At 44.2% G+C, this 14,528-nt stretch carries 20 protein-coding genes and 1 tRNA gene; 15 read left to right on the top strand and 6 right to left on the bottom strand.

The genetic code is table 11. The annotated features are described in order from the left end of the window. Positions 1-256 precede the first annotated feature (256 nt). Positions 257-439, bottom strand: a complete 183-nt coding sequence (locus CGZ90_RS06760; RefSeq protein WP_094251544.1) for a hypothetical protein — start codon at positions 437-439, stop codon at positions 257-259. A gap of 224 nt (positions 440-663) precedes the next feature. On the opposite strand from CGZ90_RS06760, the gene CGZ90_RS06755 reads away from it, so the two are divergent. After that, positions 664-948, top strand: a complete 285-nt coding sequence (locus CGZ90_RS06755) for a hypothetical protein (RefSeq protein WP_094251543.1) — start codon at positions 664-666, stop codon at positions 946-948. 146 nt (positions 949-1,094) lie between these two features. After that, positions 1,095-2,333: a GNAT family N-acetyltransferase gene (locus CGZ90_RS06750; protein WP_165766792.1), complete on the top strand. Its 1,239-nt coding sequence runs from the start codon at positions 1,095-1,097 to the stop codon at positions 2,331-2,333. A 492-nt stretch (positions 2,334-2,825) separates the two neighbouring features. Here CGZ90_RS06750 and CGZ90_RS06745 read toward each other — a convergent pair whose 3' ends face one another. Continuing rightward, positions 2,826-3,056, bottom strand: coding sequence for a hypothetical protein (locus CGZ90_RS06745; RefSeq protein WP_094251541.1), 231 nt, complete (start codon positions 3,054-3,056; stop codon positions 2,826-2,828). 151 nt (positions 3,057-3,207) lie between these two features. Here CGZ90_RS06745 and CGZ90_RS06740 point away from each other — a divergent pair, with 151 nt between their 5' ends. Further along, positions 3,208-3,456 (top strand): HPr family phosphocarrier protein, encoded by a 249-nt coding sequence (locus tag CGZ90_RS06740; protein WP_094251540.1) that lies wholly within the window; start codon positions 3,208-3,210, stop codon positions 3,454-3,456. 11 nt (positions 3,457-3,467) lie between these two features. Here the strand turns inward: CGZ90_RS06740 and CGZ90_RS06735 are convergent, their stop codons facing one another. Together CGZ90_RS06735 and CGZ90_RS06730 are read right to left on the bottom strand one after the other, a co-directional pair. Then, the gene (locus tag CGZ90_RS06735) at positions 3,468-4,412 is read right to left on the bottom strand and encodes a nucleoside hydrolase (protein WP_133063560.1); all 945 of its coding nucleotides are present in this window, start codon (positions 4,410-4,412) and stop codon (positions 3,468-3,470) included. Between the two features lie 158 nt (positions 4,413-4,570). After that, a complete protein-coding gene (locus tag CGZ90_RS06730) occupies positions 4,571-4,699 on the bottom strand; it encodes a YjcZ family sporulation protein (RefSeq protein WP_094251810.1) in 129 nt (42 codons plus the stop codon). A 242-nt stretch (positions 4,700-4,941) separates the two neighbouring features. Here CGZ90_RS06730 and CGZ90_RS06725 point away from each other — a divergent pair, with 242 nt between their 5' ends. Next, on the top strand, positions 4,942-5,217 hold the full coding sequence (locus tag CGZ90_RS06725; protein WP_094251539.1) for a hypothetical protein: 276 nt from the start codon (positions 4,942-4,944) through the stop codon (positions 5,215-5,217). Between the two features lie 49 nt (positions 5,218-5,266). Here the strand turns inward: CGZ90_RS06725 and CGZ90_RS06720 are convergent, their stop codons facing one another. After that, on the bottom strand, positions 5,267-5,506 hold the full coding sequence (locus CGZ90_RS06720; protein ID WP_240515361.1) for a DUF2164 domain-containing protein: 240 nt from the start codon (positions 5,504-5,506) through the stop codon (positions 5,267-5,269). A gap of 185 nt (positions 5,507-5,691) precedes the next feature. On the opposite strand from CGZ90_RS06720, the gene CGZ90_RS06715 reads away from it, so the two are divergent. After that, complete coding sequence (locus tag CGZ90_RS06715) at positions 5,692-5,862, top strand: aspartyl-phosphate phosphatase Spo0E family protein (protein ID WP_094251537.1); 171 nt, start codon at positions 5,692-5,694, stop codon at positions 5,860-5,862. Here CGZ90_RS06715 and CGZ90_RS06710 read toward each other — a convergent pair. Further along, the gene (locus CGZ90_RS06710) at positions 5,859-6,053 is read right to left on the bottom strand and encodes a hypothetical protein (RefSeq protein ID WP_094251536.1); all 195 of its coding nucleotides are present in this window, start codon (positions 6,051-6,053) and stop codon (positions 5,859-5,861) included. The two genes, CGZ90_RS06715 and CGZ90_RS06710, sit on opposite strands and share 4 nt — an antisense overlap. 162 nt (positions 6,054-6,215) lie before the next feature. Between CGZ90_RS06710 and CGZ90_RS06705 the strand changes: the two genes are divergently transcribed. The 10 genes from CGZ90_RS06705 (at position 6,216) to CGZ90_RS06660 (ending at position 14,345) form a co-directional block, all read left to right on the top strand. After that, positions 6,216-7,046: an aldo/keto reductase gene (locus tag CGZ90_RS06705; protein WP_094251535.1), complete on the top strand. Its 831-nt coding sequence runs from the start codon at positions 6,216-6,218 to the stop codon at positions 7,044-7,046. A 301-nt stretch (positions 7,047-7,347) separates the two neighbouring features. Continuing rightward, positions 7,348-8,289, top strand: a complete 942-nt coding sequence (locus CGZ90_RS06700; protein WP_379675160.1) for a ring-cleaving dioxygenase — start codon at positions 7,348-7,350, stop codon at positions 8,287-8,289. Between the two features lies 1 nt (position 8,290). Further along, a complete protein-coding gene (locus CGZ90_RS06695) occupies positions 8,291-8,899 on the top strand; it encodes an alpha/beta hydrolase (protein WP_094251533.1) in 609 nt (202 codons plus the stop codon). Continuing rightward, on the top strand, positions 8,899-9,510 hold the full coding sequence (locus CGZ90_RS06690) for a flavin reductase family protein (RefSeq protein WP_094251532.1): 612 nt from the start codon (positions 8,899-8,901) through the stop codon (positions 9,508-9,510). The genes CGZ90_RS06695 and CGZ90_RS06690 overlap by 1 nt, the downstream gene beginning before the upstream one ends. 76 nt (positions 9,511-9,586) lie before the next feature. Continuing rightward, entirely contained in the window at positions 9,587-9,982 is a 396-nt protein-coding gene (locus CGZ90_RS06685; RefSeq protein ID WP_094251531.1) for a hypothetical protein, read from the top strand. After that, positions 9,979-10,563, top strand: a complete 585-nt coding sequence (locus CGZ90_RS06680) for a TMEM164 family acyltransferase (protein ID WP_094251530.1) — start codon at positions 9,979-9,981, stop codon at positions 10,561-10,563. The genes CGZ90_RS06685 and CGZ90_RS06680 overlap by 4 nt, the downstream gene beginning before the upstream one ends. Positions 10,564-10,613: 50 nt before the next feature. Next, positions 10,614-10,689: transfer RNA gene (locus CGZ90_RS06675), tRNA-Arg, on the top strand. A 154-nt stretch (positions 10,690-10,843) separates the two neighbouring features. Continuing rightward, on the top strand, positions 10,844-11,824 hold the full coding sequence (locus CGZ90_RS06670) for a TAXI family TRAP transporter solute-binding subunit (protein ID WP_094251529.1): 981 nt from the start codon (positions 10,844-10,846) through the stop codon (positions 11,822-11,824). Between the two features lie 51 nt (positions 11,825-11,875). Continuing rightward, a complete protein-coding gene (locus tag CGZ90_RS06665; protein ID WP_094251528.1) occupies positions 11,876-12,382 on the top strand; it encodes a DUF1850 domain-containing protein in 507 nt (168 codons plus the stop codon). Continuing rightward, positions 12,372-14,345: a TRAP transporter permease gene (locus CGZ90_RS06660; protein WP_094251527.1), complete on the top strand. Its 1,974-nt coding sequence runs from the start codon at positions 12,372-12,374 to the stop codon at positions 14,343-14,345. Before CGZ90_RS06665 ends, CGZ90_RS06660 begins: the two co-directional genes overlap by 11 nt. The last annotated feature ends 183 nt before the right edge of the window (positions 14,346-14,528 follow it).

The raw sequence follows: 14,528 nt of genomic DNA, 5'->3' as shown, positions 1-14,528 counted from the left end.
AAATTAGTAAAGCGGTTTAGGGTCTAAATACCTATTTGCGGGATAGCTATTCATCTAGAAGATAGGACCCTCCAATAAGGCGAGGAGATTTTAGAACAAAAAAACGAACAATTAATTCCTTTAAAAGGCAATAAATTAGTTCGCATGTTGGATGACTTATGAAACTTATAATACAGAACAATGCATGAGATAATCAAGTCACCCCTATACATATAGAAGCGCCCAGGCTGTAGCACTGAGGCGCTTCTTTGTTATGTTATTGAATCAATATGTTCGTGATCGTGATGAAAGAAATCGGACAGTTAAACTGCCGGGCTATTTTCCTTTGCACAAGTTCGTGCAGCCTTTTCTGTTTTATGTCCATCTGGAAGACGATATTACCGTTTGTCCGTTTGTTACCTTCATGTTTCATTTCAAAACAGACTTGAAGTTTGGCCATATCATGATTCCCCTTCCTTTGACATCTTTCATTTATTTTACGAATATTTCGTCTATTATTAAACCTTTTTGACGGTTTCTGTGAAAAACAGGAAAAAAGACCTTGAAGAGGCTTGTATCACGGTACCATTTTTAAGTGCCTATACACTCATGTCCCTGTCCATTACTGTGGAAAAGCATATGCTGAATGTGAAAGGTAATATGCATTGACAGGAGGTTTATCATTTGAGAGAACAAGCTTATCACTTATGCTGCCAGTACATGGGTCAAAGTGTAAGGATCGCGTGCAAATGCGGCACTGATTATTATGGTACAATTCAAAAAGTTGACAGCGAAAATGTATATATCCAGCAATATTCCAATCAAGGCGGCAGATGGTTTTTCGCCCCTGCTTTGGTGGGATTAGCTTTAGGAAGCATCGCAGGCATTGCATTGACTCGTCCGCGTCCGCCATGTTTCGGCTGTGCGCCATATCCTTACCCAGCACCGTACCCATATCCGTATTATTAATAACTGAAGATGTCCGCTCTGTGTGGACATAATATTAAAAATGTCCATTTGCGGTACCGTACCCCTGCAAGGACACCATAATGAAGGAATTGCCCCCTTGGCGGAGAATGCTAAAGGGGGTTAATTTATTTAGGGGGTGCTATTGTATGCTGGAATTTAAAGTGATGAAATCGGATGAAGTAGAGACTTGGCTGGATTTGCTCGACAAGGCTTATCCAGGCTTTAAGGCGCCGAGAGAGAAGATGGTTTCATTTTTGACAGATATTATTGAAAAGGAAAAGACACAAGACTTGTACGGATTGTATGATAATGGAACTTTAGTAGGCGGTGTGAGGCTGCTTCAGTTCCAGATGAACTGTGGAGGAGCCATCGTGCCGGCGGGCGGAATTGGTCTTGTAGCGATTGACCTTTTGCGCAGAAGAGAAGGGCTGGCAAAAGTTCTATTAAAGAAATCTATTGATTATTTTAATGAACGCGGTGTACATATAGCGGCACTTTACCCGTTTGAGACATCGTTTTATAAAAAAGCAGGATTTGGACACGGCGTGCAGATTTCTCAATATAAAATAAAGCCAGGAAGTTTCTCGAATAAAGGAAATAAGGAAAATCTGAAAGAATGGCGCGGCAGTGTGGAAAATCGCCGTAAGCTGCTGCAGTGTTATAATGCTGTTCTTGAAAAAACAAATGGCATGACAGAACGAATCGATCGGAATCTAGATTCAGTGTTTAAGGATGGCCAGCATACAATCGTGTATGAGAACGAAAATGGAACTGTAGAGGGTTATCTCACTTTTTCATATAGAAACGAAGCCACTTTTATAAACAGTATGGATGTTAAAGAGATGATTTATCTGACACCGCAGGCATTAAACGCTTTCTGTTCCTTCTTTTATTCACAGAAAGATCAGCTGGAGAGGATCATTATTTCTTCGAACGATGAATACTTCCGGTATTTAGCGGACGATGCGCGCAATGGTGATGTTGCTGCTTTTGATTCAATTTATCTTGAGACACACGTCACGGCCGATGGTCTGATGTACCGTGTGCTCGACACGAAGAGGTTTCTGCACCAGCTCAGCAGCCGCAACTTTGGAGGTTTGAACGGTCAGCTGAAGCTATCAATTAATGATTCATTTCTAGACGAAAACAATGGACCAGTTTACGCATCTTTTACTGAAGGACAGATTGAAGTGATAGAAGAGGGCGATGCCAGAGTTGAACTCAACATGGATATCAGCGATTTCTCATCCTTGATCATGGGTGCGGTGGACATGAAAGGATTGCTTCGTCTAGGACTTGCCGAAATTTCAGACGAGGCAGCGGCCGATACAGTAGGACGTTTGTTTGCTCTCGACAGCAAACCTGTCAGCATGATCAGTTATTAACAAAATCATAAAACATCATGAAGTAGGAAATCCACTGAAAATCCGGTGAAATTTATTTAACCGGGTTTTCTTCTTATATGCTTTTCGGATAATCTATGTAGAAATCAGAGAAGAGGTTGATCTCCGTTTCAGGCGCACGCTTTGCGCAGGACAAGGAAAGCTTCGGCAGCATAGCATCCCACGAAGAAAATGTGCAGTTCATTTTCGAAGAATCGGCACATTACACTCCGATTAACCTTATGAAGAATGGGTAAAACCGCCTCGGCAATGCGAGTTGGTCTTACCTTTTTTCTAATCATTTGTAAGCAAAATTTGTTGTGATTGGAGCGGAAGGGTGCGAGACTCCAGCGGGACGAGCGGGAAGGTGAGACCCTTTAGGTCGCGTAGCGGCAAAGGGGCTCACCGCACGCCCCGCGGAAAGCTCAGCACCCTGGAGCGGAAATTACCGCTCCAAACTTGTGAGTTAAATTTTTTCAGTGCCCTCGCCTTTTTTTACATAAGCTGAGAATCATTCATGTCATCGAGAAAATTCACGATGCTTTCCCCTTCATAATAATAAGGCTCATTTTCGTAAAGCCATTTTTGGTAAGTTTGATAATCTTCTATAAAGTTTCCACTGAAAAAACGTTGTTCGATCTCGTTAGTTTCGGTGTTAATCAGCACGATGCCGCGGTACGATTCGCGGTCCGGCTCATCATAATCACATGCAGCATAAAAAGGCACAATCATTCCTCCTTAAATTCTCTATTAGTAATGTGGCAGAACAGGAGAATATTCATACCATATTTTTGGAATGCGAACATACAATGGTTTTTATAAATGATTGGCCGGACAAAACTGTTGCCGAGCGGTCAGTGAAGAGGATGAAGCGAATATGAAAACGTATTTTTTGCTGCCGGGAAAAATGGAATCCAGAAGAATTCAAAATATGGTATATAAGGCGAATGAGTTCGAACAATGCCAGATTTTTATTGAGTATAACGATATCCGGCTGAACGCTAAAAGCTTTCTTAGCATGAGTCTGTTAACCGGGGCAGAAGGGTTGTGCTGTCTTCATGCAAACGGGAAAGACAGCAGAGAAGCGATTGAAAAAATGCGGGCTGTCTGTACTACGGCTATGTAAGGAGCGGCGCTTCAAATAGAGGAAGCGCCGCTCATCACGCGGATAAAATCAGCTACAAAAGCACTGTAATCAAATTGCAGGATGATATTTTGCTGTTTACCGGTTTGCTCATGGCTGGAAAGAGGTCTGAAGTCTGCGATGCTTAAGCCTTTGTCGCTTAAGTTCGTTTCCACAAAAACTTTCCGGCGAACTGATCGTACTTTGTCTGGATTCATCAGTGCCCATAATGTAAAAACATCGTGCATAGGAGTTCCTTTTATGCCGGGAACCAACTTCTGATAAGCTTTGAAATAATAATTATGAATAGGCTCCAGCAGGTGAGTAAAAGCGAAGGATGAATGCTCGGTAATGTACCGGATGTCTTGCGGAGCGATAATTGCAAAGTTGGTTACGTTCAGAGGTGTGATCGTGACATGGGGTGCATTAGCCAACACAGCGTTTACAGCAACAGGATCACCATGGAAATTGGCTTCGGCAGTTGGTGTGACATTCCCGGGAACAAGGAAAGCTCCACCCATCATAAATACTTCTTTCACACTGTTCATTATCGTGCTGTCAAGAATGTAGGCTGCCGCGAGTGAAGTCTGCCGGCCAACATCGACAATTGTCACGTCATGATAGCGGCTGATCACTTCATAAATGGTACTGAAATTGTTCAGTGTGCTGGGGAGGCCTTCAGGCGGGTGGATAGGGCCAAGTCCGTCAGGCCCGTGAATTTCAGGGTAATAGTCATCAACGTCTCCAGTCAGAGACCGTGTGGCTCCGCCAATTATAGGGATATCAAGCCTTTCAGCAAGACTGAGCAGGTAAAAGGTGTTCTGAATCGTCTGCTTGCGGCTTACATTGCCATAACCGCATACAATTCCGATCAAATTAATCTCGGGATGCAGCAGAGCATAAATGATAGCAAGTGTATCGTCTATTCCTGGATCACCGAATAATAGGATATTTTTCACCGCATGCACCTCCTTCCTTATCATATGGCAAAGGTTCATGTGCAGAGCCTTTCCTGAGAAAATGTCAAATCTTTTATTACTAAAGTTTTCGAGTATGGTCAGATAAAACAAAAAAACGCCAGCTGGCGTTTTTTTGTGCTGGAGTTAATCACTCTGCATTAGTCGCACTTATTATGATGCGTGTAAGCAGTACCTACGATAATGAGAAGGATGAATAGAACGACGATGATGGCAAAACCGCATCGGCCCCATCCTCCACCTCCACAATATCCGTAACCGCCGTACATTGGTGCGTTTGCTAATGAAGCGTTTGCTAAAGGTGCATTTGCATACATTCTAAATTCCTCCTTACGATTGGTTGCTTGACTTCCATATATCATATGGAATACTTGGAAATCGGGTATAGGCGGATGCCCGGTTATGAGCGAAATAGGCATAATGGTCAAGAAATTGAAATGAGATTGTTAAATAGGAAAGGTTTTGAAAAAGATGCAAAAGGGGTACGTTAAGTTAAAAGGAGGGGTTACACATGAATACTACTTACCGTGGAAACCGCTATAACTGGATGTTGGTCGGGCTGGGTGCGTCGCTTGCCGTGTGGCTGTCTTCCAAACCTAACCGGATTAAAACAAAGTCAATGATGAAAGATGCGAAACGAAAATTTATGCCTTCAAACATCGAACGAAGTAAAGCACTTCCTGTCGAGAAGGGCGGTGTACCGGACCCTTATGATACAGATGACAACAAGATGGTAGACGAAGGATCTCAGTACTCTGTAAATTATTACAATGAAAGAAAACAGTAAAAAAGAAACCGGAACAGCTCACTGAAGCCGTTCCGGTTTTTACATGATTTCAGGATTTTCTTTTTAAAGACTCCAAATCTTCCTCAAGGTTCATCAGCTTATCTTCGGTCATCTTCTTCGCATCTTCAATTCCTTGGTTGTACATATGAGGACCTAATGTATCGATCATAAATTGAAGAAGGTTTTCAGCTGCCAGCATCCCGATTTCTTCGCCTCGTTCATCCCAGAAAAAGGACTGTATGTTCCTTACCGCATCAGCTTTTTGCTCTTTCGACCATTTCATCAACATCTTCATCTTCCTTTCGCGTCACTTCTGATTATGTCGTTTTTTCAATAAAAAAGAAACAGATTTTGTATGTATGTGTAACTTTATCACTTCTTTTGCTGAATCTATTTTCTTCGTCAAAAAAATTATACATAATGAGGTAAGACGCAGGAAAAAGAACAAAAATGAAGAAAAGGAGTGCAGGGCCGATGGCGACATTGGAAGCTACTAAAAGCACCTTACAAAAGGATATCGGATTGAAAAAGGACGAATTGCTGAAACTGGCCGCATTAAGAGGATTCACGAATAAGGATACTGTAAAGTGCAGTCAGGAACTAGACCAGCTGCTGAATGTTTATCAGAAGAGGTATTGCTGCTAATTCTTTTTTTCGATGATTAATTCATCTGTTAGCTGGTCGATGCGGAGCAGGATTGCTTTCTTTGTAACAGCAGGATAGTTGTTGCGGAATTCGTTTAACAGTTCGAGAATTTCCCTGATCAAGGTAAGGTCTTTTTCAGGCGCCTGCTTTTCATCTAGTCTTCGTATTAAATCAATCACATTATTCTTCATGGAAAAACACCTACTTTTTCATTAATAGAAGTCTCCATCAATCATTCTGTATATATAACATTCAATAGTGAATTGGAAATCCCTTCAAAAGTCGAAATGTTTCCTTTGTATGTGAAATTGTGACAAAATGATTTTGACATTACATAAAGGAGGCATTTTCGTATGGCAGCAAATTTACAAGATACAGTGACACTGAATAATGGAGTAAAAATGCCGTGGTTTGGCCTTGGCGTTTTTAAAGTAGAAGAAGGAAACGACACCATTTCTTCTGTTAAGGCGGCTATTAAGAACGGCTATAAATCAATTGATACAGCCGCGATCTATAAGAATGAAGAAGGTGTAGGACAAGCTATCCGCGAATCAGGCGTATCTCGTGACGAACTATTTATCACGACTAAAGTGTGGAATGCAGATCAAGGCTACGAGACAACTCTTGCCGCTTTTGATGAAAGTCTGAAGAAGCTTGGTTTAGAGTATCTTGACCTTTATCTTGTGCACTGGCCAGTAAAAGGGAAATACAAAGAAACTTGGCGCGCGCTTGAAAAGCTTTACCGCGACGGACGTGTTCGTGCGATCGGAGTCTCTAACTTCCATGTTCACCACCTTGAAGACATCCTCGCTGACTGCGAAGTAAAACCGATGGTAAACCAAGTCGAATACCACCCTCGCCTTGCACAAAAAGAGCTTCGCGAATTCTGCCGCAGTAATGAAATTCAGCTAGAAGCATGGAGCCCGCTCATGCAAGGGGAGCTTTTGGATAATCCAGTATTAAAAGAAATCGGTGAAAAATACGGAAAGTCTGTTGCACAGGTTATCCTGCGTTGGGATCTTCAAACCGAAGTCATCACCATTCCAAAATCGATTAAAGAACACCGCATTATTGAGAATGCTGACATTTTTGATTTCGAACTTTCAGCAGAAGACATGGAAAAGATCGACGGCCTGAACGAAGACCGCCGTGTTGGTCCAGATCCAGATAACTTTGACTTCTAAACAAGCTTCCATTTAGAAAGCTCCCTTCCCCCAGCGGAAAGGGAGCTTTATTTTTTTGGGGGGTATGGGGTACGGTACCATCTCGAATAAATGCAGTATAATGCAGGCTTTGATGGCAATGGTACCGTACCCCAGACCAATGGGCAGCAGCAAGGCGGTTAATTTGCTTAAACTAAAGGAAATATACAGAGTGGACATCGAACTGTTTTAAAATTATATATAGTTACTTGACAAAAGTAAGTGATATGATTATGATGAAGGTACAAACAACAGCAAGTTATTCTGAAAGGATGATATTATCATGCGTACAGCAGGAATACATCATGTCACAGCGATTGTCGGAAACCCTCAGGAAAATGTGGACTTTTATGCTGGGGTGCTAGGGCAGCGTCTTGTCAAGAAAACGGTCAATTTTGATGATCCAGGAACATACCATTTATATTTCGGAAACGAAGGCGGCGAGCCTGGTACGATCATGACGTTCTTTCCGTGGCCAGGAGCGCATAAGGGTCGGATCGGTTCGGGACAGGTAGGAGTGACAAGCTTTGTCGTTCCAGCGGGTACTCTGGAATTTTGGGAAAACAGGCTATCCAAATTTAATGTTCAGTTTGAAAAAACAGCACGTTTTGGAGAGGATTATCTTCAGTTCAATGATCCGCACGGACTGAAGCTGGAAATCGTGGCACGTACAGAAGGCAAGAACAGCGAATGGTCCTTTGGCGGAGTAGAGGCAGAAAATGCGATTAAAGGCTTTGGCGGCGCAACGCTTCTTTCAGCTCAGCCAGAAAAAACGGCTGCACTTCTTGAAAATGTGATGGGTCTTGACCGAATTGGGGAAGAAGGCGGCTATATCCGCTTCAGCTCTGCAGCTGATCTTGGCAACGTCATTGATGTTAACACAACCGTTGAAGCTCCGGGGACTATGGGGACAGGAACTGTTCATCATATCGCATGGAGAGCCAGTGACTATGAAAATCATGAACAATGGAAGACTCATGTCGCAAAGAGCGGCTATGGCGTGACTGATGTCATCGACCGCCAGTACTTTAACGCGATTTATTTCCGAGAAGAAGGGAATATTCTGTTTGAGATCGCGACCGATCCGCCAGGCTTCACGAGAGATGAAAGCTTCGAGGAAATGGGGAAAGGCTTGCTGCTCCCGCCATGGCTTGAACCGCACAGAAAACAGATCGAGGATAATCTGCTGCCGGCAGAGGCGCGAGTGCTAAAGGAGGATGAATAAGATGAAGCATATTTTTAGAAAAGGAACAGACGAGACGAAGCCGGTGCTGCTGCTGCTTCACGGAACAGGCGGGAACGAAGAAGATTTGCTGCCGCTTGCTGATATGATTTCACCTGAATCATCCATTCTGAGCGTGCGCGGGAATGTTTCCGAGAACGGCATGCCGCGTTTCTTTAGACGATTGTCTGAAGGTGTTTTTGATGAAGAGGATTTAATCTTCCGTACGAATGAGCTGAACGATTTTTTGCAGGAAGCATCTGAAAAATACGGTTTCGACCGCGGCAATATTGTGGCAGTCGGCTATTCGAATGGTGCAAACATTGCGGGTTCGCTGCTGTTCCACCATCACCGCAGTCTTAAAGGAGCGCTTCTTCACCATCCGATGGTACCAAGGCGCGGGCTCGAGCTGCCTGACCTGTCAGGTGTCCCTGTCTTTATAGGTGCGGGCAAGAACGATCCGATCTGTCCGGCACATGAAACGGAAGAACTTGATCAGCTGCTGACAGGCGCTGGTGCTTCGGTTGAGGTGAAATGGGAGCAGATGGGACATCAGCTTACGCGCGCAGAAGTTGAGGCTGCTGCTGATTTCTTTAAAAAGGAGCTGCTTTAATGAAGGCGGTCGATCCGAATTCTCTCGATGTGAAGGGGAATTACAAGTTCCTGACAGGCAGTGTAATTCCGAGGCCGATCGCTTTTGTGACATCGGAGACAGAAACCGGCGTGCTGAACGCTGCTCCATTCAGCTATTTTAACGTGATCACCGCGGACCCGCCGCTCATCTCCATCTCTGTCGGCAGGAAAAACGGCGAGATGAAGGATACGGCTCGTAACATTTTTCATAAAAAAGAGTTTGTTGTCCATATACCGGATGAAAGCTATATAGAAGCGGTGAACGTTACCGCAGCAAGCCTTCCGCCTGATGAAAGCGAGGTGGAGCTGGCGGGACTCACAACTGTGGAGAGCACGTCCATCCATGTTCCCGGCATTAAAGAAGCAAGCATCCGTATGGAGTGCGTGCTTGAACAGATCATCCCATTGGGCGGGACAGCCGATAATCCGGCAGCGGATTTGATCATAGGGCAAGTTGTACAATATCATATTAAAGAAGAACTATATGATAACGGCAGAATTGATGCCGAAGCACTGAAGCCTGTCGGCAGGCTTGCCGGGAATGATTATGTGAAGCTTGGCGAAACTTTTGCAATTAAAAGACCTGAATAATAATGTTTGCCTTCAACTCAATTTAGTTGAAGGTTTTTCTTTTGCAAAAACAGAATTAAGAAGCAGAGGTGATAAGATGGCAAGGCTGCTTCTTGTTTTTTTGCTCGTTTTGCTGATTGGCGGATGCAGTGATTCTGATAAATTAATAAGAATTGATATAATAGAGGAAACGCTTGATAAGCCAATTATGAACAGTGAAAAGATAACAGATATTGAAACGCTGTTTGATAAAGTCACTTGGGAAACGTCGAAAGTACAGATGGCGAGGAAAGAGGACGTACGCCTCACTTTCTTTTACCAGTTTGATAAGAATGAGCCAGAGAGGCTAGAAGAATATTTGATATGGTTTAACGATCGCGGAAAAGCGGAAATGATGGACAGAAATAAGCCAGGTTCTTATGGCACCCTCGGTAAAGCGGATGCTGAGAAACTGAAAAAGCTTTTGAACGAAAAAGGAGACAATTTGAAGTGAACAAATTTTTCAGGATTGGAATGATCACAGCCATTTGCTCAGGCTGGCTGCTGTATTATCCGTATATCATATTTAATAAAACCTTCGACGCGGCACTGCATCTGCCATTTCATCTGTGCAGTCTGATGGAGATCGCGGTTCTCTATGCATGCTTGAAAAATAACACAAAGGTACTGGAAATTATCGCTTATCCGCTTGTTATAGGACCTGCGCTAGCTCTGTCTTTTCCGACAGGTACGTTCGATCTTGGCGGCTGGCACACAGCGTATTTTATTTATTATCATGCCCTGCTCATCACTTCAGGTGTCTATATCATTTTGAAAAAGAGATTTTCCTTTTCCCGCTCCGCGATCTGGAAAGCAGCGCTCTTTATATTCGCTGGAGATTGTGTTGCGGTTTGGGTGAACATGCTTACAGGCGGAAACTATATGTTTATCGGAGATCCGGTTGTTTATCCAGCTATAGTGTATTATCCTTTGCTGTTTGTACTTGTCTGGGTATTTCTTGCGGGCTTTCATTTTCTCGTGGCAGGAGCCGATGCGGTCGTTCGGCTAAGGCAAAAGCAAAACCTTGCTCAGTAACTTTTCCTTGTCTCGAACGCCAAAAGTGACTATAATGATTAATGTCACATGGCTCCGTAGCTCAGTGGATAGAGCGTCGGTTTCCTAAACCGTGCGTCGCAGGTTCGATTCCTGCCGGGGCCGCCATATTACATACAAACATAATTGAAAGCTTTCCTGTACATGTGCACAGCATTTTCAGGAAAGCTTTTTTGTTATTCTGGTGTAAAGAAAATTTTGAAAATTTGTTCAACTATGGTAACATATTATTGAAAATATTTACATATAAGAGGAGGCTGTTATGAAAAAGGGGTTTGGATTGCTTTTAACAGGTATATTGGCATTTTCATTGTCGGCGTGCGGTGAAAAGGTAGAAACAAAACCGGCTGGGTCGAAGGAAAAGGGCAAAGAGAAGACTGAACAGATCTCGATCGTAACAGGCGGCACAGGCGGTACATATTATCCACTTGGCGGTGAGATGGCAAAAATCATCAAGGATAACGCCGGGTATGAGACAAGCTCACAAGCATCTGGAGCGTCAGTTGAAAATATGACACTCATCCAGGACGGCGAGGCAAACCTTGCTTTCACACAGACAGACATCGCGAGCTACGCGACTGAAGGACAAGAAATGTTCAAGGACGGTAAGCTCGATAAGATTCAGGCAATCGGAACACTGTATCCTGAAACGGTGCAGATCGTGGCATTAAAGGATTCAGGCATCAAGTCTGTTGATGACTTAAAAGGCAAAAAAGTATCGGTCGGAGCTCCGGGAAGCGGAACATATGCGAATGCCGAGCAAATTCTAAAAGTTCATGGAATCACGATGGATGACATTAAAGCACAGCACTTGTCGTTCGACGAGTCAGCTGAAGGCATCCAGGATGGAAATATCGATGCAGCGTTCATCACAGCTGGAACACCGACTGGAGCGGTAGAGGCACTTTCTGCTTCTAAAGGCGTTACCATCCTTCCTATTGCAGCTGACAAAATTAAAGCGCTGATGGAAGAGCACAAGTTTTATATTGAAGACACGATTGCTTCAGGTACTTATAAGCTGGAATCAGAAGTGAAGACGGTTGCGGTTCTTTCCATGCTAGTAGCGAGCAAGGACCTTAGCGAAGAAACGGTCTATGAAATCACGAAAGCTATTTTTGAAAACACAGATAAAATCACTCATGCGAAAGGAAAGCTCATCAAAGGCGAGAATGCGCTTAACGGCGTAGGAATCGAGCTTCATCCCGGAGCTAAGAAGTATTTTGACGAAAAAGGCATTAAGTAAAGAAAGGACGAGATCATGGGCTAAAGTAATCCTTTAGTCCATGTCTTTATTATGAAAAGACTATTTCTACTTACATTAACGATATTGCTTACTGCCGCTGTTCTTTTTGTTCCAGTTAAACGTGCCTTGCTGTTTGAGGAAGGAAAGAGCGGAAAACTAGTGGCGCACCAGGTAATTGAAGACGGTGAAAAGTTTCAGATCAAGTATACGCATTCTATCCATAAAACGCCGGTGATCGAGACGTACAAGGCAAGTGCTGATCTGATCATACAGCAGTCCATCGCTTATCGGAACTTTGGCGTGGGCATGCCGGATAATGCAGGTGAGGGGGAGCGGTTCAGAAAAGTGGATGGCATGTATGTGCTTGATCAAATGAACCGGGAGTTTCCGCATCTGGATCTTCGTACAGGAAAAGTGATCGCCAACCACAAACTGATCGTGGACGGAAAGGAGAGGCCGTTTTCGTCCTTTGCCGAACCAGGATCGTGGCTGCGCATCAAACTAGAGAGAATCAGTTTATGGGACATCTTGAAAGGAGGGAACATCGTTGACAACTAAACAGTACGATGATCAGCAGATTTCAGAAGAGCACATTCAGGAATTAGCGGCTAAATATGACCCAGAAGCCGGGTTCCGCAAGCTGGCTGGCCCGTTGTATTGGCTGGCCTTGATCGGCCTTATTTCATTTTCTTTATTTCAGCTTTATACGGCTATTTTCGGTGTGCTGCCAGCGCAGATACAGCGTACGGTCCATCTCGGATTTGCGCTTACATTAATATTCCTATTGTTTCCTGCTTCAAAAAAACAAAAATCAGCAGGCAGGAAAGGTGTGCCTTGGTATGATCTAATCCTGGCAGCAGCAGCGACAGCAGTTGGGTCGTACTGGTACATATTTATGGACGATCTTGTTATGCGTGTCGGCCGATTGACGACAAACGATTTTATTATTGGAGTTATTGCTATTGTGCTTGTACTGGAAGCAACGCGCCGCGTAGTCGGGATGCCGATCACGGTGATCGCCTCGATCTTTTTGGCTTATGCTTATCTTGGTCCGTACATGCCAGGATTTTTAGAGCATAAAGGTCTGACGATCGAGCGGATCGTTCGGACGATGTTTTTTACGACAGAAGGTATTTTGGGCACACCGCTTGCGGTTTCAGCTACTTATATATTCCTGTTCCTGCTTTTTGGAGCGTTCTTGATCAAAACAGGAGTAGGGGAATATTTTAATGATTTATCAATCGTTATTGCAGGAAGACGAATCGGCGGACCGGCGAAGGTTGCGATCTTTTCAAGTGCGCTGCAGGGGACGATTTCGGGCAGCTCGGTAGCGAACGTTGTGACGTCAGGAGCGTTCACGATACCGATGATGAAACGCCTTGGCTATAAAAAAGAGTTCGCCGGAGCAGTAGAGGCAGCCTCGTCCACCGGTGGACAGATCATGCCGCCTGTTATGGGGGCTGCAGCCTTCTTAATGGTAGAGTTTATTGGTATTTCGTACTGGGAGATCGCGAAAGCTGCTGCTGTCCCTGCGATCCTTTATTTTGCGGGCATCTGGATCATGACCCATTTTGAAGCAAAAAGGATCGGGTTAAGAGGAATAGAGAAGCATGAGATTCCGGACAAAAAAGAAGTGCTGAAAAAGCTGTATCTGCTAATTCCAATCGTTGTGGTTGTGTACTTGCTCATGTCGGGTATGAGCATCACGAAGGCTGCTTTATGGTCGATCGTGAGTGCTGTTCTAGTCGGCATGCTGAACAAAGAAACGCGGATGGGGCCGAAGCAGCTTGCTGAAACGCTGGCAGACGGAGCTCGCTCGGCATTAGGCGTTGCAGCGGCTACGGCTGCAGCTGGAATCATTGTGGGTGTTGTAACGGTAACCGGTGTCGGCTTGAAGCTTGCGAACGGCCTTTTAGAGCTTTCAGGCGGATACTTGCTTCCAACGCTCATTTTAACGATGATCGCATCACTTGTTCTTGGCATGGGATCACCGACGACGGCAAACTATGTTATCACATCAACGATCGCTGCACCGGCATTGCTTATGTTTTCGGTGCCAGAGCTGTCAGTTCATATGTTCGTGTTCTATTTCGGAATTATCGCAGATATCACGCCGCCGGTCGCGCTGGCAGCCTTTGCGGCGGCAGGTGTTGCCGGGGCAGAGCCGATACGGACAGGTGTCATATCAGCAAAACTGGCCATCGCGGCGTTTATCATACCATATATATTCGTCATCTCGCCGCAGCTCATGCTGATCGATACAACCTGGTGGGAAGCATCATGGGTCATTTTCACTGCCTTTATCGGCATGATCGCGATCGGCGCTGCTATGATCGGCTATTGGATGAGAAAGCTGAACATTTGGGAACGCGCTGTGGCACTGGCGGCTGGGATGCTGCTTATTTATCCAGAGGGGATTTGGAGCTATATCGGTTTAGGCGTGTTTGCTGCGATGCTCGCTTTTCAATATTATCTATTGGATAAAGATAAATGGTCACGTGGAGCTTCTGCTTCGGTGTAATTTTAATTACTAGATGTTAAAAACAGACTCAGGAATAGTGCTGAGTCTGTTTTTTTATAGTTAAATTTAAGAGGTTTTGTGATTTGCGGGTCTTTTTTTGATTTTACGGGTAAAAATGATAGATTTGCGGGCAATTTTCAAAATTTGCGGGTCAAAACATCGATTTTGCGGGTTTTACCTGAT

The sequence above is a fragment of the Fictibacillus aquaticus genome, assembly GCF_002245695.1.
In the GTDB taxonomy this organism is placed as follows: Bacteria; Bacillota; Bacilli; order Bacillales; family Fictibacillaceae; genus Fictibacillus; species Fictibacillus aquaticus.
Note: the sequence above shows the minus strand (reverse complement) of the source record. Positions and strands in the feature narration are given on the sequence as shown.

What these genes read in the sequence shown, in the direction of transcription:
- CGZ90_RS06670 (WP_094251529.1), top strand. Translation starts at nt 10,844, where the DNA reads ATGAAAAAGGGGTTTGGATTGCTTTTAACAGGTATATTGGCATTTTCA.
- CGZ90_RS06740 (WP_094251540.1), top strand. Translation starts at nt 3,208, where the DNA reads ATGAAAACGTATTTTTTGCTGCCGGGAAAAATGGAATCCAGAAGAATT.
- CGZ90_RS06725 (WP_094251539.1), top strand. Translation starts at nt 4,942, where the DNA reads ATGAATACTACTTACCGTGGAAACCGCTATAACTGGATGTTGGTCGGG.
- CGZ90_RS06710 (WP_094251536.1), bottom strand. Translation starts at nt 6,053, where the DNA reads ATGAAGAATAATGTGATTGATTTAATACGAAGACTAGATGAAAAGCAG.
- CGZ90_RS06730 (WP_094251810.1), bottom strand. Translation starts at nt 4,699, where the DNA reads ATGTACGGCGGTTACGGATATTGTGGAGGTGGAGGATGGGGCCGATGC.
- CGZ90_RS06700 (WP_379675160.1), top strand. Translation starts at nt 7,348, where the DNA reads ATGCGTACAGCAGGAATACATCATGTCACAGCGATTGTCGGAAACCCT.
- CGZ90_RS06720 (WP_240515361.1), bottom strand. Translation starts at nt 5,506, where the DNA reads ATGTTGATGAAATGGTCGAAAGAGCAAAAAGCTGATGCGGTAAGGAAC.
- CGZ90_RS06685 (WP_094251531.1), top strand. Translation starts at nt 9,587, where the DNA reads ATGGCAAGGCTGCTTCTTGTTTTTTTGCTCGTTTTGCTGATTGGCGGA.
- CGZ90_RS06750 (WP_165766792.1), top strand. Translation starts at nt 1,095, where the DNA reads ATGCTGGAATTTAAAGTGATGAAATCGGATGAAGTAGAGACTTGGCTG.
- CGZ90_RS06715 (WP_094251537.1), top strand. Translation starts at nt 5,692, where the DNA reads ATGGCGACATTGGAAGCTACTAAAAGCACCTTACAAAAGGATATCGGA.
- CGZ90_RS06705 (WP_094251535.1), top strand. Translation starts at nt 6,216, where the DNA reads ATGGCAGCAAATTTACAAGATACAGTGACACTGAATAATGGAGTAAAA.
- CGZ90_RS06760 (WP_094251544.1), bottom strand. Translation starts at nt 439, where the DNA reads ATGGCCAAACTTCAAGTCTGTTTTGAAATGAAACATGAAGGTAACAAA.
- CGZ90_RS06690 (WP_094251532.1), top strand. Translation starts at nt 8,899, where the DNA reads ATGAAGGCGGTCGATCCGAATTCTCTCGATGTGAAGGGGAATTACAAG.
- CGZ90_RS06695 (WP_094251533.1), top strand. Translation starts at nt 8,291, where the DNA reads ATGAAGCATATTTTTAGAAAAGGAACAGACGAGACGAAGCCGGTGCTG.
- CGZ90_RS06665 (WP_094251528.1), top strand. Translation starts at nt 11,876, where the DNA reads ATGAAAAGACTATTTCTACTTACATTAACGATATTGCTTACTGCCGCT.